The sequence below is a fragment of the Vreelandella sulfidaeris Esulfide1 genome, from assembly GCF_054072535.1.
The window spans coordinates 3,648,081-3,669,809 of sequence record NZ_CM133364.1 but is presented as its reverse complement, the minus strand read 5'-3'; the positions used below and the strand labels follow the sequence as shown (position 1 = coordinate 3,669,809).

The window sequence follows — 21,729 nt, the reverse complement described above, 5'->3', positions numbered from 1 at the left end:
CCGGTATCCTTGATCAGCGATCTTTATTAGTTAGAGTGAACTCCTGCACCAGCGCATTAAGCTCAGCGGACATATGAATCATATCCTGGCTGATGTCGGTAATGCTGCGTACCGAATGCGCGTTGCGTGAACTTGCCGTATCGATATCGCGCAGCGCCAAGACCACCTGACTACTGGCCGTTTTTTGCTGCTGGGTGGAGAGCGATATCTGCTGAGCCGCACTGCTGGTTTGACTAGCCGCCTTGAGCAGCGCTTCCAGATCTTGCGCTGTGCTAATGCTTGCCTCAACACCCTGCTCAATTGAGCTGGCGCCTTTTTCAGAGGCCACTACCAAGCGATTGATCGCTGTCTGAATATCATCAGTATGTCCTTCAATCTCTTGGGTGGAATCGGTGACACTATCCGCCAGGCGGCGTATCTCGCTAGCGACAACTGAAAAGCGTCGACCTGACTCCCCCGCACTAGAGGCTTCCAGGGCAGCATTAAAAGCGATCAGTTTGGTCTGGGCGGCCAGGGTGTTGATCAGCTCCATGACCTTATTGATCTGTTTGGACTTTGCTCCCAGCGTCATGATTTCGGCCAGGCTCTGTTCGCTGTCGCTACGTATATCCTGCATTTTTGACTGTAGCAGCTGCATGGCCGTACTGCCTTTACGGCTGCGTTCTAGCGTTTGGTTGGCCACATCGACCACCGATTGAGAGTGATCGGCTATTTGGGTCGATGAAGTGGAAAGCTCTTCCATGGTGGAGGTGATTTCGGCTACCGAAGAGGCCATTTCTTCTACCGCCGCCGCCATCGTTTGGCTAACTTCATGATCAATATCACTGCCATGTACGCCGGAGAGCCCAGCCGTCTTGGCCAAGCGATCGGCTACCTGCGTCAGTGCTTGAGAATTTTTGGCTACCGCCGCAATAGCGCGGGAGAGGCGTTCAAGAAGCTCATTTGTCTGGTTGGCCAAGTCGCCAAGTTCTGCTTTGTCGTCGGTGCTGACACGCCGGGATAGGTCCAGGCTGTGGGTAATAGCTTTAAGCTGACGCTGGAAATCAATCAAGGGATGAATAAGCTTACCGGTCAGCGGGTAGAGCACCAGCAACCCCACTAACAAAATGAGTAGACCAATACCACTGGATTCCAGAAAGCGATCACGGCTTGCCGACAGGTACGCCTCTTTATCGACTTCGACCATCAGGTAGCGCTGTAGCTCCGGTAGCCAGAGCGTACTCATCAGCAATGTTTGGCCGTCGCGTTCAATTTCGTTTACTTGCAGTTGGTCGCCTCTTAGCAAGTGTTGTGACGCTTGATCCGTTAAGGATTCTGCTGCCTCTTCACTAAGAACGGTTTCGCCACTGCGAACAAGCAACTCTCCTTCGGGGCTCAGCAAAGAGGCGCGGCCATTATCGCCTAGCCGAAAGTCTTCAATTAAAGTGGCCATTTCGGAAAGATCTAACCCTGCTCCGGCCACGACCAGCGGTCGCCCGTTAGGCGCATCTAACGCGCTTCGGTAATTAACATAGACAAAGGCATCATTGGGCGAGAATGTATCGCTATCTAAATTCAATTCATAAGCAGCATCGCTGTCAGTAAAGCGGTAGTACCAGTCATCGTCGTTGCCAGGGGGCTGGATAGTGCGCTGTAGAAATTCACCATTGCGAAGCTGAAAATAGTAGCCTTGTCCCTGATACTGCGCGGCAATAAAAAGCAGTTCGGTTTCCAGCTGCGTCATCAGCCGTGTTAAGTAAGCCGTGACTTCTCCCTGGCGCTCTTGAGGCAGCCCATCCCTAACCCACCGTTCGATAAAGTAGCTATTGGCAAGGCTCTCAGAAATGGCCAAGTCCTGACTAAGGCTAAGGTTAATATGAGCAGCAAGGCCTTCCACCTGAGCCGGTAGCTCTTGATGCAGCAGGTTGTCCAGCCGCGCTTGGCTATGGGTGCGAGCTTGAAGATAAAGCGCCAGGAGCATCGCAAGCGCTAAGACTGTCCCAAAAGAGAGAAATAACCGAAGCCTTATAGGTAGGGATTGCCAGCGCGCCATCATGTTCGCCGTTGCTCCAAAATAAACGGTGGCCCTGATAGCGCAGCGGTTTGTCATGTTAACGCTGCTGGGTAACGCTCAGGGTAAGGAAAGTAGAGAAATGATTGCTACTTTAATCACGAGTACGAGAATAGCAATCAAATTAGTTACCCTGATTTCAGCTTTTTTCGCTAGCGATGTCCAGCGTTTGTCGGAGGGATTTGGTATTTGCGTTTATACAATCGCATGAGGCACAAAGCAGGAGGAGTCTTTGGTGATCCGTCCAACGTCTTCACGGATGCCCATGCCGCAAGCGCGGTCACCGACTACCCAACTGCCGATTAAGGCGTGATTGTTACCAAAGCGCGGCATCGGATGGTAAGCCTGTCTGATCCATGGGCTGTCGGTGTAGGGGCCTCCCACCGCTTCGCGCTGGCCGGTTGGGGTAATCAGTTCCACGTTACTGCCTTCCCTTGAGAAGAACGGTTTGCGCACCCAGCCCGCTGGTAAAGGTGGGCTGTCAGCGGTCTCGAAAAAAGCTGGCAATAGGTTGGGATGGCCCTCAAAGTGCTCCCACAGTAGGGGCAAAATACCTTTGTTGGAGAGTACCGCTTTCCAGGGTGGCTCAAACCAGTGGGTATTTAATTGTGGAATGTGCTCGCCAAACGCATCATCGGCCATCTCCTCCCAGGGGTAGAGTTTGAACAGCGCATGGATAGGCTGGTTATCCAGGTCCACGAAGTGCTCCGCGCCGGGTAGCAGGCCGATATCTTCGGTGTAGATAAACGGTGCCTTTAAACCCGCCTGCACTGCTACGTCCTGCAGGTAGTGCACGGTGGCGCGCTCTTCGGCGTTGTCTTTGATGCAGGAGAAGTAGAGCGTGCGTGCATCAATGCGGTCACCAAGGTGCGCCATGGCATTGATTAATCGCTCTTGAATCGAATTGTACTGATCCGCATGGCGAGGCAGGATGCCCTGCGCAATGGCCTGCTCAAGCCACACCCACTGAAAAAAACCCGCTTCGTAAAGCGAGGTAGGGGTGTCGTAGTTGAGTTCCAGCAGCTTCGCCGGGCCGTCACCGGAATAAGCAAAATCCATCCGTCCGTAGAGGTGCGGCTGACCCGATTTCCACGAGTGATGGATGCTGTCCCACATGTGCTCGGGAAGTGCTAAGCGCTGCATTAGCGCATTGGAGTGGCAGACTTTATCGACCAACTCCATACACATTTCATGCACCTCTTCAGTCGGTGCTTCAATGTCCCGTTCAACCTGTTCCATGGTGAACTGGTAGTAGGCATCCTCTTTCCAGTAAGGCTCTCCGTCGATGGTATGAAAATGAAAGCCCAGCTCATGGGCGAGGGCTTTCCAATTGCTTCGTTCAGGGATATCGATTCGCAGCATGGTGGTATCCGCTAATGGCTAGGAGCCCCAGCCGCCCCGGGCCGAAGAGCGTGAACCGAACCCGCTGCGCTGAGACGCAGCGCGGCGATTCTGAACCACTGAACTGCGCATTGCCTCATTACGCTGGGTGACGCGCTGGGTGGCCTGATTGGTAGCGGTGTTCCAGTTACCCTGATTCTGGCGGTTGCGATATACCGGCTCCTGGTACACCCGCTCAAAGGAGCGGCCACGGTTGGTATTGGACATCATGCTGCCCACCATGTAGCCCATCATCGCTGGCATAAACCAGCTGCCGCCGCTGCTGCCGGTAGCGGCCTGGGCTTGCTCTTCGGTCGGCGCGGTACAAGCGCCTTCGCCGTGTTCCGCTTCGCACTCTTCAAGGGTGCTAAAGCGTGGCACCTCTTCCAACGAGGCTTCGTAGGCGTCTTCACAGGCGCTACGCGTATAGACATTCTCCTCCACGCACTCCTCGACGCTTTGAAAGCTGCGTGGCTGATCGAATTGGATTTCAGTGATCTGCTCTTCCTGGGGCGGTTGGCCGCAGGCAGTAAGGCCAAAGGCGCTGGCGCCCATCATAGCTAATGACAAGCGCGCGCTGCGTTTACGTCGGGGCAGGTGGGGGGTGTGATCGTGCTTAGACATGCAGGCTCTCCTTTACCACGTCATCGAAGCGGCATTGAGTAAGCCGACTGCTACGGCCACGCTGGCCATTAAAATGCCGTAGGCTTGGTGGCCTTCGGTGATGTGTTGAGACAGGCTTTCGCCCTGCTGACGCAGAAATAGTTTCACGCCAAAAAAGGTGCCTAATTGAACGATAAAGGCAACCACGCCCCAGAGTACAAAATCGATAAAGTTGATCGAGTTCGCCATTGCGCTATAAAGCGGAATGGTAAAACCTAAAATCGAGCCACCGTAAGCGGCAGCGGCGGCCGAGTTTCCTTCTCGAATCAATGTCCATTCATGGTGGGGGGTAAGCCGGCTGTAGCAATACATAAAGGCGGCGAGCAGCAAAATTGCGGTCACAAGATACGCAATAAATGATGGCAGGCCGTACAGATAATTCACCATGGCGATAGTTTCCTTATAGATTATATTGCGTCGATATCGATGGAGGCCACATCCACCCCCACGTTTTGCACCAGCATAAAGCTGCCTTCACCATCATCTTCGGCGCTCAGCAATAAGTACTCCAGCCGTTCAGCGTCTTGGATGGTGCGCTCATAGAGCATGGCGTGGTGTGTCACGCTACGTGCGGTTAAGCTCTCGGTGGTCATCACCTGTTCTTCAAACATCACTGGTGGCGACCAAACGCTATCGTTGTTACCCCAAACCCGCTGATACGTGCATGTTCGCGCCTCGTCTGAGGTAGAGGCGAAGGGAATCGATTGAGCGCCAAGGCTGTCAGGCTGTTTATCTTCCCCGTTTATCAAATTATCGAATTCGGCATCCGAGAGATGAGTAACACGGTAAAAGTCGAATAGCTTATATTCAAGCACTTGGCCATTCTCGATATTGGCTTGCAACCACGTGTCGTTATCCAGATAGAAACGCACGAGTTCTGCCCCCTGACCTAGATCCACATGCCCGACGGCAGCGATGTGATGATAGGCGTCATCGTCCCAGCGGAACAGCGCATCCGGGTGGGCGCGTAGGCCAATCAACTTGATATTGACGCGACCGTCCAAGCGGAGACCTTCAAGGTCCTCCTGACTAACGCCTGTAGGCAACCCCGCCGCCACCGGTCGACCGCTAGTCTGCTCAGGCTGCTTTTGCGTGGTAGCGCGAAAAAGTGCTTTTAGGTTGTTGAGCATGGCCTGCCTCGCTAGTGCGTTTAAAAAGCGGAACTGACTTGCACGCTGAGTTTACTCTGGCGTCGCGTTTTTCTTCGCTTTTAGGCGCGCTAATACATCGTCTGCTTTGCGCTCTTGGCCACCAATGCCGGCTGCTTTAAGACGTGATTCCAAGGAACTGCCGCTCTCTTCCGCTGCCATGTCGTCGGCAGCCTGCATTTGTGCCGAGTTAAGTTGCTGGCGCTCTTTGATACGTTCCAGCGATTCCATGGCGCTGCTCATGGCGCTGTTCTGGCCGGAATGGCGAGCCGCCACGGCAGATTGAGCCTTCTGCGCTGACTCGGTCGCCTTAACCACGCTGACCTGCTGCTTGAGCTGGCGCAATTGATTGTCGGTGCCGCGAATCGCACCGCGCAGTTTTTCGATGCTGGCATCGTACTCGCTAACAATGGCGCGTTCCGCTTCCAGATCATCCTGAAGCGCGACCATGCGCTCAGCCACTTCAACGGCGAGTTGTTCTTCGCCTTTATCCAGCGCGGCTTCAGCGCTTTTTTCCAGCTCGGCAATTTTGCTTTCCAGCGTGTCGGCTTTATTGCTGTTCAATTGACGTTGGCCCATCAGGCGGGTCAGTTCAGTTTTTGAACGGCTCAGATGATTTTCCGAGTCACGAATTTCCTGGTCTAAAATGCGCAGTGCCTGGGAGTCCACGACCGACTGTCCGGTTTCATTCGCTTTGCCGCGTAGAGCAGTCATAATTTTGCTTAACATTTAAGTGTCTCTTTTGAGAATATCTTTAAATAAAGTGCCACTGTGTCGCTGTAAATGGCAGTGACGATGACTGACGAACTATCTTAGGTAAAAAACATTAGATTTTAGATGGACTACGTTAGACGAAATGCGTCTGAATCAGTTCAGCGACGTCCATGGCGGCGCTTGCTGTGGCATGCAGTTCAGCGCAAATAGACTCAAGTTTAGAATCGCCAAACAACTGCCCGTAAGCCACATAAAAGTCGCGCCCGTCAATTTCCACAATACCCACGGAGGCTAGCGGTAACGCAATGCCCTGGCGCAGTAAAACCGTGTTCAGCTCGGTGCTGTTTTTAACGCTGTCTACGGCAACAATGGGCGCCATTGCGATCCATTCATTTTCGCTGCGTGACAAGGTAATCGGCAGGTTGCCGTAATCGTTCAGTTCCCAGATTAACGTCTGATTCGTCTCATCCAGGGTGATATCACCCTCGGGCCATTCAATGGTCGCTGCTTCTCCGTTCGTAGTAGCGGGTTGGTTTATTAAACGGTATAGCTCGCTGGCGGTGATGCCGCTAGTGACGGTAGGCGTAGTCAAGGTGATCTGCTCCATCATTCGTTAAGTGGTTTTACCTTAACACTTAGCGGGACAAATGGTTCAGTTAAGGTTCCCTTACTAAATTGCCCCGCATGGTACGGGGCAGAAGCACGGGCAAACGTACGGGGCAAGAGTTTGGGAAGCGTAGGCTTGCAGGAAGGCGACTAAGGGGTGCGGTAAGTGTCGTTAAATTGCTTGCGCAGTTCATTCTTCTGCACCTTACCCATCGTATTGCGCGGCAGCTCATCGACAAAAAACACCCGCTTGGGCTGCTTGTACTTGGCAAGCCGACCGTCCAGATGGTTGATGACGGCCGCTTCTTCAAGCTGGTCTTCTCTAGGAGTAGCGCCTTGTTGGCGTACCACTACTGCGGTAACTCCCTCACCAAAGTCAGGGTGCGGTAGACCAATGACCGCTGATTCGGCGACTTGGTCGAGTTCATCGATCACCTGCTCGACTTCTTTGGGGTAGACGTTATAGCCGCCGGAAATCACTAGGTCCTTGTCGCGACCAACGATGTGCACATAGCCCTGTTCGTCGACCATGGCGAGATCGCCGGTAACAAAAAAGCCGTCGTCCAACAGCTCTTCGCGGGTTTTTTCGGGCATCCGCCAGTAGCCGATAAAGACATTGGGGCCACGAATTTGCAGCATGCCAATCTCGCCAAGAGGCACCTCATCGCCGGTTTCGCGGTTGGTGATGCGCATTTCTACACCAGGTAACGGCATGCCCACGGTGCCCGCGCGTCGAGCGCCTTCGTAGGGGTTGGATAGGTTCATATTGGTTTCGGTCATGCCATAACGCTCAAGAATCGCATGGCCGGTTTTGGCTTCGAACGCCTCGTGGGTTTCGGCGGTGAGCGGGGCAGAGCCGGAAACAAACAGCCGCATATTGGCAGTGGTTTCAGGCGTCAGGCGTTCGTCTTGCACCAGGCGTGTATAGAACGTGGGAACGCCCATCATTACGCTGCCGCGGGGCAATTCTTCAAAGATCACATCGGCATCGAACTTGGGCAAGAACAGCATGCTGGCGCCTGCCATCAAGGTGACATTGCAGGCGACAAACAAACCGTGAGTGTGAAAGATGGGTAGCGCATGGATTAGCCGGTCATTAGCGCTGAAGTGCCAGGCTGATACCAGGGTTTCAGCGTTAGAGGCGAGGTTCTTGTGCGTCAGCATGGCGCCTTTAGAGCGCCCGGTGGTGCCGGAAGTGTAAAGAATAGCGGCCAAGTCACGCTCACCAAGCGCGACTATATCTTCACGTGGCGTTGCCTTATGGGCAGTTTCTATTAAGCTGCCATCGGCACTCTTCCCCAGCGTTGCCACTGCCGGACAGCCGGTTTCAATAGCCAGTGCCCGTGCTTCATCTTCTATTTTGGGTCGGCAGACAAACAGTGCGGGTTCGGCGTCGTTTAAAAAGTAGCGGATCTCATCGCCGGTGTAGCCCGTATTGAGGGGCAAGTAAACGCCGCCGATACGTAGGCAGGCTAGGTAAAGCAGTATGGCTTCGGGGCTTTTATCCACCTGCACGGCGACCCGATCGCCTTGTTTAACGCCCAGCTCGGTTAAGGCGCCGGCGAGCTGCGCATTTTGGGTTAACGCATCAGTGTAGCTGTAGCGGCGGCCGTCGCGAGTGGTAATAAAATCGGCGTCGGTGCGCTCGCGCATTTTGGCAGCAAAGGTTTCAAATAGGTTATGGCTCATTTGGTGGTCTCTCCCTTGGCCAGCTTGCGGGCGCGACGAGCGAGGTCGCGCACCTCATTGGAGCAGGCAACGGTGGCCTTGGCGGTATAGTTTTCGTGGTTGCGTTCGATATCGTCAAGTACGTACAGGTAATTAACCATCAGCCCCGCGGCCTGTTTAAAGCCCTTATCGGAGATATCGCCCAGCCAGTTAATGCGGTGCAGCTCGGCGCCGTTGCCAAGATGAAAGCGGGCCACCGGGTTCAGCGGCAAACCGTGGCGATTCTTTTCATCAATTAAGTAGCGTGCGGCCAGCGGGCGGATCGCCGCTTTCAATTGCTCTTCACGGGCTTTATTCTCATGCCAGTCGGGCGTTTCAAGTGCTTCTAGAGACTTACGCAACGATTCTGGGAGTTGCTCGTCATCGCGCTGCGCCTGTAGCCACTGGGCGAAGCCGGGTACCGGCGAGAGGGTGACGAAGTATTTAAGCTGCGGCAGTTCCTGGGAGAGCTCTTGCACGACCTGCTTGATCAAAAAATTACCAAAAGAGATACCACGTAGCCCGGTCTGGCAGTTGCTGATGCCGAAGAACGCCGCTGTATCGGCATCTTCAGGGTCGTCGATTCCTTTTTTTGTATAACTGCTTTCGCCAGGCCTCTCTCCAGATAGTATTGGCTGAATACGGCTTGGTAAGCCCTTATGCAGAGCGACTTCAACAAAAATTAGCGGCTCATCACCAATTGCCGGATGGAAGAAGGCGAAACAACGCCGGTCACGCGCGTCCAGCCGTCGGCGTAGGTCATCCCAGTCCTGAATTTCGTGAACAGCCTCATAGCGAATGATCTTTTCGAGTATCGATGCCGGTGTATTCCAGTCGATACGCTTGAGCATCAAGAAGCCGCGGTTAAACCAGGAGCCAAAGAGATGGGCGAAATCATCATCAATGGCCTTTAGCTCAGGCTGATCGCGCAGTAACACCAGCAGGTCTTCACGCATTTTAACCAGCTCATAGGTACCGTCGCTGGCCAGGTTTAACCGCCGGAAAAGCTCTTGCCGCCGAGGTTCACTGGCTTCAAACAGCCGCTGTAAAGTGGGGTTGTCGCGAGCTTCCCGGTACGCCGTATAGGCCGCATCAATAGGGCCGGGTTCGGCTGCAAAGTCCGTTATTAAACGGTCAAAGAAACTGTTTTTTTCAGCTGCCGAGAGATGTTGGTAAATTGCCAGGGCGCGGCTTGCTAGTGTAATGCTGGAGGCTTCGCCATCGCTTTCCAGCAACTTTTGGCAGGCCTTAACCAACTGCCTATGGTCGGGCGTTAATGTTTCTGGATGGCGGCGGCGCAACAAGGCATCACGCTGGGTGATGTTGTTGAACAGTTCCTGCAAAAACATCATGTTCATGTTTGAACTCCTTAACCCATAATCAAGTTAGGTAGCCAAAGCGCGATGCCAGGGAAGAGGCACAGCAGCAAGATACCCAGCACCATGCACAGCGCGTAGGGCAAGCTTCCCATTAGAATATCGCGCAGCGAGATGTCCGGCGCGATGCCTTTAATAATGAACAGATTGAGCCCTACGGGCGGCGTGATCAGGCCGATCTCCAAGTTGATGGTCAAAATCACCGCAAACCAGTAAGGGTCGAAGTTGGCCGCCAAAATAATGGGTAACAAAATCGGCGCGGTCATCACGATCACGGCCACGGGCGGCAGGAAGAAGCCAGCGACTAACAGGAAGAGGTTAATGACCCCCATCAGCGCCCAGCGATTGATTTCCAAGCCAGCAATCGCGGCCGCTACGGTTTGGGTGATAAACATGGAGGAGAGCGCGTAGGCGAACACTTCGGCAGTGGCGATCACCAGCATGATCATCACGCTCTCGCGCAGCGAATCGCGCATGATTAGCTTAATCGGCCCCAACTGCCACATGCGGTAGATCAAAATAGCCAGCGCCAAGCACAGGAATGCACCCACGCCCGCTGCTTCAGAAGGTGTTGCAACTCCGCCATACAGTGCAAACAGAATACCCGCGACCACGCCCAGGAAAGGCAGAACACGTACTAATGCCTTTAAGTTGGTATCCACATTCTGTTTAACATTGTTTTTTAGCCGTTCAACGGACTCTGCCATGGGGTTGTTATAACCCCCGGCCATCTTGCAGGCGATCATCGTCCAGATCATGAACAGGCCCGCGAGCATAAAGCCCGGCACCACCCCGGCAATAAATAGCCGACCGATGGAGGTTTCGGTGGAAATACCGTAGATGATCATGGTGACCGAGGGCGGAATTAGAATGCCCAAGGTGCCGCCAGCGGCAATACAGCCTGCGGCGACTCCGTCAGGGTAGCCGCGCATGCGCATTTCGGGAATGCCCATTTTGCCAATCGCCGCGCAGGTAGCCGGCGAGGAGCCGGACAGCGCGGCAAAAATAGAGCAGGCGCCGATATTGGAAACCGCCAAGCCGCCGGGCAGTTTGCCCATCCACAAATCCAGCGAGCGATACAGGTCACGCCCGGTGGGCGATGAGGCCACCGCAGCGCCCATCAAAATAAACATCGGGATAGCGACAAAGCCAAACTCCGCAATGCGGTCAAAAAAGGTTTCACCGAAGTAGGTGAGCTCGGAAAGGCCGCGATCATAGAGCAACGCCAGCAGTGAAACACCGCCCAGTGCAAACGCGATAGGGGTGCCAATGGCCATGAGTGCAATCAACGCGATGGCGACAATAATGCCTAAGGTAATGGGATCCATGCTCAGCCCTCCCCACGCAGAATTTCAGCCACATATTGCAGCGACAGCAAGGTGGCGCCCACAGCCATCGGCAACAGCGCTGGCCAGAGCGGCGGATTCCATACCGAGCCGGTGGTCCACTCGCCATGAAGTGCTTCGAAAACGTAAATCCAGCTGGCATACGCCAACGCAGCACAAAAACCTAAGCCAAACAGCGAGGCGATTAAGCGCATAATGGTGCGCGTAATGCCGCCCAGTGCGTCGGGAACGATCGTGATGGCAACGTGGCCACCCGTCATCAATACGTAGGGGCTGCCCATCAACATCGCAGCCGTTACTGAGAAGATGGTGAACTCGGTTTGCCAACTGGTGCTCATGCCCAGTAAATAGCGAATGAATACCATCTGACAAATCACGAGTACGCCAGCGATAAACATGGCGCAGGCCAAATAGGCGGATAGCCGCGAAAGCATATCCATGACGCGAATGTAGCCGCCAATGATGCCCCCGCGCGCAAGGGTTGTGTGTGTCGTTGCAGGTGCCATAGTTCCCTCGTCAAGCTGGTCATCTCGCCAAGCTAAGCAAGCATCAGTAGAAAACGGCCACCCCGGCAGGAATGGCCGAGCCGTTAGGCATTTATCAGCTGCTTACTCGACAGCCAGCGCCGCATCGATGATGGCTTGGCCGTTGGGAACATTCTCGGCAAAGTTTTTGTAGGAGGTTTCCTTGGCGATATCGAGCCAAGCGTTGTAGTCGTCTTCGCTCATACTGACCACCTCAACACCATTCTCTTCGTAGAGGTCGACCATTTCTTGATCAATGGCGGCAGCTTCTTCAGCGAAGAACGCTTCGGCGGCTTCACCCGCTTCCATCAGTGCTGCTTGCTGTTCCTCGTTAAGTCCTTGCCATACCTGCTCGGAAATAAGAATGGGTTCGTACATGTACCACAGCGCGAAGTCGCCAGGTTCAGTCAAGCACTCAACCTGCTCGTAAAGCCGGAAGGAGATAAACGACATCGACGAGGTATTGGCCGCATCCAATACACCGGTTTGCATGGCGGTATACACCTCAGAAGAGGGCATGGAAGCGATGGAAGCACCCGCTTCCTCAAGCATTTGTTCAAACGCAGGCCCAGCGGCGCGGAAGTTCTGCCCCTCGACGGTGTCGGGGGAGGTGACGCACTGTTCGCTAGACGCAAAGCCACCCGATAGCCAGGCATCGGCAAGTACCCGGGCGCCGCCTTCGCGAATGACTTCTTTAATCATGTCCATATATTCAGAGTCATTTAGGCGCTGAGCATGTTCCTGGTTGCGCACCAAGCCAGGCATCAGCGTAGCCGAGAACTCTGGATGGCGGCCGCTAGCGTAGTCGAGCGGTAGCGAGGTGATATCGAGGCGACCACGGGCGATGGCGCCCCACTGTTCACGCGCTTTGAACAGGGATTGGCCGGGGTAAACTTCAATGGTCAGCCCCACATCCGCATCGGCTACTTCGCGGGCCATCATCTGCACCATTTCATCGCGGACATCCCCTTGGCCACCAGGGAATTGATGCGATGCGCGAAGCACCGTGTCGGCAGAAGCATGAGAAGCGGCAATGGCGAGGCTTAGGGCGGCGGCAGTTGAGATTAAATAGCGTTGCATGTGGCGTCTCCAACAGTTGTTGTTGTGTGTTTGGATGAGCTTTATATGTTTATCAGGCTAGCTGATATATATATCAATAGGCGCTGCGTATGCTAATGTCAACTAAATGACAGCATTAAACGGCTAAGTTGAGTCGCGTTCCAAGGAGGTAAACATGACGGACACCAAGCGTTCCAACGCTCAGCGATTAAGAGATTCTCTAGAGGATGACATTATTAATGGCCGCCGTTTGCCGGGAGAACGTCTGGACCCGGAAGCTTTGGGCCGTGAATTTAAGGTCTCGCGAACACCAGTACGAGAAGCCTTTCAGCAATTGGTCGCCAGCGGCTTGGTCACTGTGTCGCCCAAAAAAGGCACCTTCGTGGCAAAGGTGGGGATTGATCAGTTGATCGAGATGTTCGAAGTTATGGCGGAACTCGAGGGCATGTGTGGTCGCCTAGCGGCACGCCGAATCACTGAGCAGGAACTTGCTGCGTTGCACGAGGCGCACCAACGCTGTGAAGCGGCAGCCCTCGCCGGCGACAGCGACGAGTATTACTACGAAAACGAAGGGTTCCACGACTGTATCTACACCGCTAGCCATAACGCCTTTTTGGCCAGCGAAGCGCGGCAGCTTAAACAACGCTTGAAGCCTTACCGTCGCCTACAGCTGCAGGTGCGACAGCGAGTCACTAATTCGCTCAGCGAGCATCAAACCATTGTGGAAGCCATTGAGCAGGGCGATCCTGTGGCGGCGCAGCGGGCGCTGAGCGATCATGTGCTAATTCAGGGCGAACGTTTTAGCGACTTCGTTTCCAGTGTACGCCGCATGGAGGCGCCGTTAGAGAGAACGGGCTGATCATAATGTATCGGTTTTTATAAAGATGTCTGAATCGGTGGGGTAATCGTCCTTGCCGACATGGGACGCAACGCTGACACTCTCTTTAATGCTTCGATTTCCCGTTGCGGAGAGAGACTGTGACTCGCCATGTTGCTCTATTTGCCTACCCCGACTGCCAACTGCTGGATGTCAGTGGCCCCTGGCAGGTGTTTGCCAGCGCCAATGCGCTAAGCCCCCAGCCGGTCTATCAGTTGACCCTGGTCGCCGACGCCGTCGGCCCGGTTGCCACCAACGGTGGCCTAGCCGTGCACGCTACGCACACCTACCACCAACTTACTCATTTACTGCCCCTGGATACGCTGTTGGTGGCGGGCGGAAGCGGCGTGATGCAGCAGCGTGAAATAGCCTCAGTAAAACAGGTGCTTTGTGAGGTGGCCCCTGAGGTGAGGCGGCTAGGTTCGATCTGTTCAGGGGCATTTTTGTTAGCCGCCGCGGGGCTGCTGGATGGCTGCCGCGTCACCACTCACTGGCGCCATGCGCCGCAATTAGCTGAAGAGTACCCCGCACTAAGCGTCGAGCCCGATGCGCTGTATATCGAAAGCAACGGCTGTTACACCAGCGCGGGTGTCACGGCAGGGATTGATTTGGCGCTTTCGCTGGTAGAGGCAGATCACGGTGCTGATCTAGCCGGTCGAGTGGCTCGTGAGCTAGTGGTATTTTTGCAGCGCCCAGGAGGGCAGTCACAGTTCAGCGAGATACTGCGACACCAACAAGAGGCGGGCCCGCTGCGCCGCTTGCTGGATCAGCTCCACGCCGACCCCAGCATTGATCACGGGCTTGAGAGCATGGCCGAGCTGATGGCAGTCTCCCCGCGTCATTTAACCCGGCTATTTAGGCGCCATCTGAATACTACCCCAGGCGCTTACCTGACCCAGCTACGCCTTGAACAAGCGCGTCTGGCGCTGCTCAACGGGCGCGAAAACTTATCCCTTGAACGCTTGGCACAACGCTGGCGGCTGGGCGGTGCAGAGCAACTACGCCGCCAGTTTCAGCGCTACTATGGCGTATCTCCTTCGGTCTATCGCCAACGCTTTGCGTCTTCCCATACCGATTCACTTCAGGAGAGTACACCATGCCTTTAACCGTCACCCTTCTATCGCTCTGCCAAGCACTGCTGGTCAGCGGCAACGTGCTGCTGATCGCCGTCTCTCCGCTAATTGGGGCGTCTTTGGCGCCCCGTGCGTCATGGTCGACCGCGCCGGTCGCCACCCAGTGGTTGGGGCTGATGTGTGCGACGATTCCAGCCTCATTAATCATGGCCAGGCTGGGGCGAAAGCGCGGGTTTATACTGGGCAATTTGGTCGGGTTGATGGGCGCGGTGGTCGCTGTGCAGGCACTGATTGGCGAGCATTTTGGGCTGTTCTTGCTGGCAACCTGGCTGATTGGTATCGGTATTGGCTTTGGTCAGCTCTATCGCTTTGCTGCCGTGGAGGCCGCCCCTGCGCCGCTGCGTGACCGTGCGATTGGCTTGGTCATGGGGGGCGGTGTGCTGGCCGCGTTTGCTGGGCCGTGGTTGGCCAGGGTGAGTCGTGAGCTGGGCGATGTACCGTTTCTGGGCAGCTTTGTGGGCTTGGCAGCGCTCTACGCACTGGCCTTATTGGTGCTGATGCTGACGCAACTGCCGCCCGCATCACGCACCCACGGCGAAGGAGACGCACTGCCACTGGGTAAAATACTTCGCCAGCCCGGATTTATTGTGGCGGTGAGCGCTGCGATGGTGGGTTATGGCGTGATGAACTTGGCCATGACTGCCACGCCGCTCGCCATGGCGGGTGCAGGGCACCACTTTAATCACGTGTCGATGACCATTCAGTGGCATGTGGTGGCGATGTTTTTACCCTCGTTCTTTACCGGCCATTTAACCACGCGTTTTGGCGCCAAACAGGTGATCGTAGCCGGTTGCCTGCTGCTGGTGGCAAGTGCCTTGGTCGCTCAGTTGGGTATCGGTTTGGCCGGTTTCAACGTGGCGCTGGTGTTGCTGGGCTTAGGTTGGAACTTTACCTTTCTGCCCGCCACCGGGCTGCTTACTGCGAGTTACCGTCCTGTGGATAAAGCAAGCACCCAGGCCGCCAATGAGTTCCTAGTGTTTAGCACGGCTGCCACCACCGCATTGCTCGCCGGCCCCTTGGTCAATGGCTTGGGGTGGGCGACGCTTAATCTACTGTTGATCCCCGTTGCGTTGGTACCGTTGATGGTGCTGCTGTGGCAGCGACAAAGCAGCATGGCATCATCGAAGATTTAAAAGTGTGCTTCCGCACTCTGCAGATGCTCTTCTATTAGACTTAATGCTTTGAGTTGAGTGGCAAAAGGTTATAGTAAGTCACTTGGCTCTTTTTTAGTGTCTCTCGGTTTTAACGTCTCTTGGTTTTAACGTCTAGGCAGATGCTTTGATAGCAAGGTGGCACAATGACTACCCGCTCTTTATCACCGGGCTTGACCAGTCGAGTTGACACTCGATTTTCTCTCTCTGGTACGCACTCTACCGCTAGCAGAACGCATGCGCCTCGTGCGTTGGAACCTCCCGCTTACGTTAAAAACTACGACAGTCAGTTGTCTCATTTGGATAGCTGGTTAGCCATTATCGCGTTGGTGGGTAAGGTGGCCAGTCGCAGTGGAGGTAATGGCGTCTTGGATCGTGTCACTGAAGTGCAAAATCGTTTTCGACTTTTGCGCGTTCAGCTTGCCAAGGCTTTGACTGAGGAGTATGCCCGCGAGTATGAGATGGTGCTGGGAGGAAGAGCAGCGATCGCGGTGGATATGCTGGTACGCAATTTGTTTGAACGCTCGGCTGATATCGGTTTTCTTTCAACTGATAGTTCCGTTCGTGCGTATATGGAGAACAGTGAAGGAGAGGTAAATATCCAGCAGCACTTGGCCCGCTATGTTGCTAAGTATTCAGTTTATGATGACGTGATGCTGCTCGATTTAGAGGGTAAACTGCGTACCAGCCTAAAGTTTCCAGAGGGCAATACATTTCAAGATGACGCTTTACTGCAAACGCTGCCTCATCTAAATGCTGGTTACATCGAATATTTTGCGTCAACACCGTTAGCCCCTCACCAACAACGAGCCTTGCTGTTTATTGCACCCATTTATCAAGCGGAATCGACCCAGCGATTAGGCTATCTTGCGCTGAGCTTTCAGCTTAATGAAGAAGTGCGCGGTATCTTCGAAGAGTTAGCGGATGGAGCGTTCGAGCTTGCGCTACTAGATAGCAATAGCAAAGTCGTCGTTTCCAGCCTGCCTCAATTAGCGCTTAACGAGTCGTTATCTCAAGTAGGTACCAGTGGTGTTGGCGTCATAGTGCTACAGGGTAAACCCTATGCCTGCCGACAGGTTGCTGGTTCTCCTTATCAAGGGTATGCGGGATTAGGTTGGCGCTGCCTTGCACTCACCGAGCTATCAAATGGTGCGTTGAGAAAGCAGAACGTAAACCCACCATCGACCGAAGCCGAGCTGGTAAAAGGGGAGTTAAGTAATATTCGTCATCAGGCGGCTATGATTGCGCAGCAGCTTAATCTAGCCGTTATCAACGGTCATATTATTTCAGTTCGCCACAAAGCATTAGAGCTAGTGCCTGTGCTGCATCAGATTCGTGAAATTGGCAGTTTAACGGATCAGGTATTTGAAGAGTCTATTGCCACCTTGAGTCAGGGAATGAGCTTAACGGCCATAGCCGATGTCACCATGCGCGCTTTTAGTATGGTGAGCATTATGGATCGTAACCTTTACGAACGCGCCAATGATGTGCGTTGGTGGGCACTTGATGAGCGTATTCGCCGCCAGTTATTGCCTGCCTCGAAAGGTGATGAGCAAGCGCGTCAGGAGCTTTCGGCGGTTATTCACGCCATAAATACTCTCTATACTGTTTACACGACTATTTTAGTGTTTGACCAACAGGGCATTATTGTCGCAGTTTCTGATAATAACGCTGCACGCTTGGTTGGCACGCAAGTGCCCGAGTCGTTGCCGCTGGCGGCGTGCCTGACGATAGATTCTGATCAGGGATATGTGGTTTCAGCGTTTACTAAAAGCGAGCTGTATGCCAATGGCGGCACTTATGTTTATTGTGCGCCCGTGGTCGATTTCACTAATCATGCTGTGATTGGTGGCATTGCTACTGTATTTGATGCGACCCCTGAGTTTCGGCAGATTCTAGCAGATAATCTTCCTACTACTGATGTGCAGTTGCCGCTTCCTTTTGCTCTTTTTGTCGATGCTGAAGGTCGACTGATTTCTTCGACATTACCGGATATTTCATTACCTCTTTTGCTGGATAACGGTTATGAAGATGTGCTCAGTTTACGGAATGGAGAACGCTGCTTTAAGCAATTAGAGTATGAGGGCAACCGCTATTTAACCGCCATGGTCGCATCGACAGGCTATCGCGAGTATAAGCGCAACGATCATTACCGCAACGATGTCATCGCCATCACCTGTCTTCCTATCACCTGATTGATAGTGGCTTAAAAATCCCCCAGCGCACTGCAGGCCGGTTAGCCCGGTGCGTGCCACTGGCGTACAACAGGCGCCGTTTATTCAGGGCTTCGATACTATCTATTGTCGTGCAAGGGCATCGTAGTAGCCGGGGCCACGCTCAGGGTTGGCAGTAATCGCCGCGACAGGGGAAACGGCAAGATTTCAACGAGGAAAATACTCAATGCTGGACAACCTGAGCCATAGTGTTCTAGCTGGTCAAGTCTGTGGTTTGGTGGCCTTGGTGATTTGCGTAATGGCATTTGCCAGTAAAAACGATGATCGGTTATTGGTACTGCTGATTTCTGCCAATGTTGCGTTTGCTCTTCAGTTTGTTTTTTTCGAAAGCTGGACGGCAGCGGCGTTAACAATGCTAGTAATTGTGCGGATTGCCTTGGCCCGTCGTTATATAGGCAACAAGGCGGTTATGGCTGGTGTGTTATTCGCTAGCGGTGTCGCTGCAATATTTACATGGCAAAGCTGGGTAGATTTCTTGCCGATGACGGCGATGGTGCTGGGCACTGTTGGCATGTTTTTGCTGCGTGGTATCGCCATGCGGATTTGCTTAGGGTTAGCCGCTTTGGCCTGGATGCTGAATAATCTTCTCATTGGTGCCATTGGTGGCACGGTTGCGGAAGGACTGATCGTGATTACCAATATCATCACAATTGTCAGAATGATGAAAGCAAAGCGAAAATACCCAGAAGTATTCGAGAAAATAATGAAGAACGATCACCCAGCCTAATCTGTGATGGGCGCGTATTTATGCTTGAGTTGTTTTTGAGCAGCTCCACATGCTGTTGGGTTAGCACTACCCTTAGCTGCTATGCTGAAAGATGGTTATTGCCGGATCAAGGAGCACGACTATGGCAGGCGGATGGACAAAAGACGGCGCCGAACAAGAGCAGATGGAGAGCACATTAGAGGATGCCGTGCAGCGCGCGCGTAGCCAGCTCCCTTCTGGAGAAAGCCTTGAAGAGTGTGAGGAGTGTGGCGACCCCATTCCTGAACCGCGCCGAAAAGCGATTCCTGGCGTTCGGCTCTGTGTGACTTGTCAGGCCGAACTGGATAAAAAGCAGTCGGGCTTCAGTGGCTATAACCGGCGGGGCAGTAAAGATAGCCAACTGCGTTAAAGCTGGCAAAGCAAACCTGTTTTCCTACGATGGTCATCGCGGTTTATTACTTAACCAGTCCTCCCTATTGAATAATTTCAATGTGTTAACCGTGCCTTATCTGCTATTACCGGGTGAGGTGATGCGGCGCGGGCGTACTACATCTGTAACAGTCTAAATAACTCATCAATGACTGTTGTGTTTTTTAGTTATTATTTATGAGTTGTTAGTCATCTTCCTGGCGCTTGTTATGGCACACTACGCTCGTGTTTGGATGTGCTATTTGGCTTCTGTTAGCTACTTATGATGCTGTGTTTCATGGGTGAAAGGTGGGGTTTTGAGGGCGGGTAATGGTTAATGACGTGTTGTTAGAAGCCGTCGAAGATGAGTTAAAAAGTCGTCCTTGGCGTTTGCGTTTTGCCGATGAGGTGGAGGCCCGCTTTGAGGAAGATACCCAGCAACAACGTAGTCGCAATATGGCGGTGGCTGGCCTGATATCAGCGTTTATTTATAGCTTGTTTTTGATCAACGATTATAGCTACCGTCCTGACGCTTTCACAACAGCACTCCTCTTGCGTGCGGGTATCATGTTGCCTTTTGGTTTGCCGATTCTTTGGTTTGTCTATCGAGGAGTCACCCCAGTACTTCGCGAAGCGCTTATGGCGAGTATCGTCATTGTTGCTACGGTGTTGTCTTGCCTGATTTTCGTCGCTTCTTTAGAACCTTACTCTTACTTAGACGTTTTCTCATTTGGGCTGATTTTGGTGGTGGGGAATATTGTTTACTCGCTACGCTTTGGTTATGCCTGCGCATCAACCGCCCTCAGCATATTGATAATGCTAGTTTTTATCCTGGTTTACGAGCCAATGCCCCCAGAAGCGAAGCGCTTAGCCATGTTTACTATTTTCGCTAATGCCACGTTCACGTTAGTCGCGAACTACCGGTTGGAGCACAGTGAGCGAACGTCTTATTTGCATGTGTTAAGAGAGAAACTCCGGGCTGGGAATTATTTTGAAGATAATCAAAAGCTGTCACAACTTTCAATAACTGACCCACTCACCAATATTGCCAATCGGCGTCATTTCGACACGGTATTTCCTCTTCGCTGGCAGGAGACGTTAGAAAAGGGCAACTACTTAGGGCTCATGATGATCGATATCGACCATTTTAAAGCCTATAACGATCACTACGGCCATTTGCAAGGTGATCATTGCCTTCGTCAAGTGGCAAGGGCAATGCAGGTTAACAGTCGAAACGAGGGAGATTTAGTGGTTCGTTACGGCGGTGAAGAGTTTGTCGTATTAATGTCGAATGCGACACCTGAAGCAGCAAGTCTAGCAGCAGAACGCTTTCGCTATAGCGTGGAGGCTTTGCAAATACCGCATCATGGCAATCCTGACCGCGGTATCGTCACCGCCAGTGTTGGAACTGCAGTGCTGCGTCCCACTGAACTGCTTACGCCAGCCGACTTATTAGCCTATGCCGACTTGGCTCTTTACGAAGCTAAGCGGCAGGGGCGCAATAAGATCTGGGTCGCTAGCGTTAATAAAATGCCATAGCCGGAGCCGCTAGCTCAGTACCGTCAACTCATAAACATGACGTATGCGCTGTCCATCCCAGTCATAACCGAGATGCCGACCTTGTCGTGTCGCGGAAAGTACTGGTGGTCGCAGCACTGCGGCACATTCGCCCTTAGGGTCTCTGACGCTCGGGTAAACAATACCATCCGCTTGCTCTTCCCAGGCTTTTCGACCAAATGCTTGTCCGGCTGACCAGCTATCGGGATTAAGTAGTCCTTGGTGATCATTGTTCCCGCGTATATCAATCAATTGCCCCGATAAATCCGATAGGTAAACACGTTGCTGAAGCATGATGGGTGGCTCGCGGGACTCACTCATAAAGCGCTCTGCGTGGTAGCAGGTCTCGGCTATCGCCGTGGCTTCCGTTAGCGCGCAGTAATAAGCGCCAAAGGTGCCATCGGTAAAACGCGAGCCAGTAGCGGAAAAGTGGCAGAAGGCCGCCATTACAGGCGTCCAGCCAGGGCCATAACGTCGGTCTTCGTCACGAATCAGATGGATAGTCCCCGCAGCTTCACGCAGCCGTGCCGAGGTTTCACCTTCTAGTTCGTTCAGCAGTTCCCAGTCATCAGCGTTGTTATTGACGTTCTCGAACAAATCGATAGGTGGAAAGCGTGAGGGGACAATACGGTAACTGGGCCGCCATGAGACGTTGCTTAAAGGAAACGTCATGCATGGCCCCCGCCCCGTGCTGCATCTAAATGTTGGCGTACAACGTAAAGGTCAGAGACTTGTCCGTCTAACAGGCGCTCAACCGGCGAATGCCCGGCAAAGAGCGGATTGTGGTTGGGCCTCTGCAGCCAGCTGTTAGCCGCCGCCTGGTTGGGAAGCAGTATATGCAGTGCTTTGTAGATGCCTAGAATCAAGGACATCCGTTCCAGATGATTGGCATCCAAGCGAGCTTGCTCAGGCGCCTGCTTCCAGCGTCGGTAGGTTGAATCCGGTACGCCTAAAAGCAACGCTGCTTCACTCTCTTTCAATCCCCATGCGTGTGAAATGTGGGGGTAGGTGCGCATTGCCGCGGCCCCCATTTCACGGCGCTTGTCGGCGGTTTTGTGTTGAATGGCCATAATATCTTTCTCCTCACTTG

The 21,729-nt window shown here is 53.5% G+C and carries 21 protein-coding genes; 7 read left to right on the top strand and 14 right to left on the bottom strand.

Annotated features, from left to right (window positions below; all coding sequences use genetic code 11):
- Positions 1–13 precede the first annotated feature (13 nt).
- The 12 genes from ACW44H_RS17070 to dctP all read right to left on the bottom strand — a co-directional run bounded on the left by ACW44H_RS17070 (position 14) and on the right by dctP (position 12,594).
- Positions 14–2,035, bottom strand: coding sequence for a methyl-accepting chemotaxis protein (locus tag ACW44H_RS17070; RefSeq protein ID WP_457505725.1), 2,022 nt, complete (start codon positions 2,033–2,035; stop codon positions 14–16).
- Positions 2,036–2,245: 210 nt separating this feature from the next.
- On the bottom strand, positions 2,246–3,412 hold the full coding sequence (locus tag ACW44H_RS17065) for a glutathionylspermidine synthase family protein (RefSeq protein ID WP_457505724.1): 1,167 nt from the start codon (positions 3,410–3,412) through the stop codon (positions 2,246–2,248).
- A gap of 18 nt (positions 3,413–3,430) precedes the next feature.
- Positions 3,431–4,054, bottom strand: coding sequence for a DUF1190 domain-containing protein (locus ACW44H_RS17060; protein ID WP_113269363.1), 624 nt, complete (start codon positions 4,052–4,054; stop codon positions 3,431–3,433).
- Positions 4,055–4,066: 12 nt separating this feature from the next.
- Positions 4,067–4,480 carry a DUF350 domain-containing protein gene (locus ACW44H_RS17055; protein ID WP_113269364.1) on the bottom strand — a complete coding sequence of 138 codons (414 nt, stop codon included), beginning with the start codon at positions 4,478–4,480 and terminating at the stop codon, positions 4,067–4,069.
- Positions 4,481–4,500: 20 nt separating this feature from the next.
- Positions 4,501–5,223: a DUF2491 family protein gene (locus ACW44H_RS17050; protein WP_457505723.1), complete on the bottom strand. Its 723-nt coding sequence runs from the start codon at positions 5,221–5,223 to the stop codon at positions 4,501–4,503.
- A 51-nt stretch (positions 5,224–5,274) separates the two neighbouring features.
- Complete coding sequence (locus ACW44H_RS17045) at positions 5,275–5,970, bottom strand: PspA/IM30 family protein (RefSeq protein WP_113269366.1); 696 nt, start codon at positions 5,968–5,970, stop codon at positions 5,275–5,277.
- Positions 5,971–6,088: 118 nt separating this feature from the next.
- On the bottom strand, positions 6,089–6,547 hold the full coding sequence (locus ACW44H_RS17040; protein WP_457505722.1) for a DUF2170 family protein: 459 nt from the start codon (positions 6,545–6,547) through the stop codon (positions 6,089–6,091).
- A gap of 164 nt (positions 6,548–6,711) precedes the next feature.
- Complete coding sequence (locus ACW44H_RS17035; protein WP_457505721.1) at positions 6,712–8,250, bottom strand: malonate--CoA ligase; 1,539 nt, start codon at positions 8,248–8,250, stop codon at positions 6,712–6,714.
- On the bottom strand, positions 8,247–9,626 hold the full coding sequence (locus ACW44H_RS17030; protein WP_457505720.1) for a malonyl-CoA decarboxylase: 1,380 nt from the start codon (positions 9,624–9,626) through the stop codon (positions 8,247–8,249). The genes ACW44H_RS17035 and ACW44H_RS17030 overlap by 4 nt, the downstream gene beginning before the upstream one ends.
- A gap of 11 nt (positions 9,627–9,637) precedes the next feature.
- Positions 9,638–10,972 carry a TRAP transporter large permease gene (locus tag ACW44H_RS17025; RefSeq protein WP_447044502.1) on the bottom strand — a complete coding sequence of 445 codons (1,335 nt, stop codon included), beginning with the start codon at positions 10,970–10,972 and terminating at the stop codon, positions 9,638–9,640.
- A gap of 2 nt (positions 10,973–10,974) precedes the next feature.
- The gene (locus tag ACW44H_RS17020; RefSeq protein ID WP_113269370.1) at positions 10,975–11,496 is read right to left on the bottom strand and encodes a TRAP transporter small permease subunit; all 522 of its coding nucleotides are present in this window, start codon (positions 11,494–11,496) and stop codon (positions 10,975–10,977) included.
- Positions 11,497–11,598: 102 nt separating this feature from the next.
- Positions 11,599–12,594 carry a TRAP transporter substrate-binding protein DctP gene (gene dctP / locus ACW44H_RS17015; protein ID WP_457505719.1) on the bottom strand — a complete coding sequence of 332 codons (996 nt, stop codon included), beginning with the start codon at positions 12,592–12,594 and terminating at the stop codon, positions 11,599–11,601.
- A gap of 154 nt (positions 12,595–12,748) precedes the next feature.
- On the opposite strand from dctP, the gene ACW44H_RS17010 reads away from it, so the two are divergent.
- The 7 genes from ACW44H_RS17010 (at position 12,749) to ACW44H_RS16980 (ending at position 20,621) form a co-directional block, all read left to right on the top strand.
- Complete coding sequence (locus ACW44H_RS17010) at positions 12,749–13,432, top strand: GntR family transcriptional regulator (protein ID WP_113269372.1); 684 nt, start codon at positions 12,749–12,751, stop codon at positions 13,430–13,432.
- 119 nt (positions 13,433–13,551) lie between these two features.
- Positions 13,552–14,556, top strand: coding sequence for a GlxA family transcriptional regulator (locus ACW44H_RS17005; protein ID WP_457505718.1), 1,005 nt, complete (start codon positions 13,552–13,554; stop codon positions 14,554–14,556).
- Entirely contained in the window at positions 14,547–15,716 is a 1,170-nt protein-coding gene (locus ACW44H_RS17000; protein WP_457505717.1) for an MFS transporter, read from the top strand. The genes ACW44H_RS17005 and ACW44H_RS17000 overlap by 10 nt, the downstream gene beginning before the upstream one ends.
- A 164-nt stretch (positions 15,717–15,880) precedes the next feature.
- Positions 15,881–17,929 carry a cache domain-containing protein gene (locus ACW44H_RS16995; protein ID WP_457505716.1) on the top strand — a complete coding sequence of 683 codons (2,049 nt, stop codon included), beginning with the start codon at positions 15,881–15,883 and terminating at the stop codon, positions 17,927–17,929.
- 205 nt (positions 17,930–18,134) lie between these two features.
- A complete protein-coding gene (locus ACW44H_RS16990) occupies positions 18,135–18,695 on the top strand; it encodes a YgjV family protein (protein WP_457505715.1) in 561 nt (186 codons plus the stop codon).
- Positions 18,696–18,816: 121 nt separating this feature from the next.
- On the top strand, positions 18,817–19,083 hold the full coding sequence (locus ACW44H_RS16985) for a DksA/TraR family C4-type zinc finger protein (RefSeq protein WP_457505714.1): 267 nt from the start codon (positions 18,817–18,819) through the stop codon (positions 19,081–19,083).
- Positions 19,084–19,412: 329 nt separating this feature from the next.
- On the top strand, positions 19,413–20,621 hold the full coding sequence (locus ACW44H_RS16980; RefSeq protein WP_457505713.1) for a diguanylate cyclase domain-containing protein: 1,209 nt from the start codon (positions 19,413–19,415) through the stop codon (positions 20,619–20,621).
- A 9-nt stretch (positions 20,622–20,630) separates the two neighbouring features.
- Here ACW44H_RS16980 and ACW44H_RS16975 read toward each other — a convergent pair whose 3' ends face one another.
- Both ACW44H_RS16975 and ACW44H_RS16970 read right to left on the bottom strand, forming a co-directional pair.
- A complete protein-coding gene (locus tag ACW44H_RS16975; protein WP_457505712.1) occupies positions 20,631–21,311 on the bottom strand; it encodes an RES family NAD+ phosphorylase in 681 nt (226 codons plus the stop codon).
- Entirely contained in the window at positions 21,308–21,709 is a 402-nt protein-coding gene (locus tag ACW44H_RS16970; RefSeq protein ID WP_113269383.1) for an antitoxin Xre-like helix-turn-helix domain-containing protein, read from the bottom strand. Before ACW44H_RS16970 ends, ACW44H_RS16975 begins: the two co-directional genes overlap by 4 nt.
- Positions 21,710–21,729 lie beyond the last annotated feature (20 nt).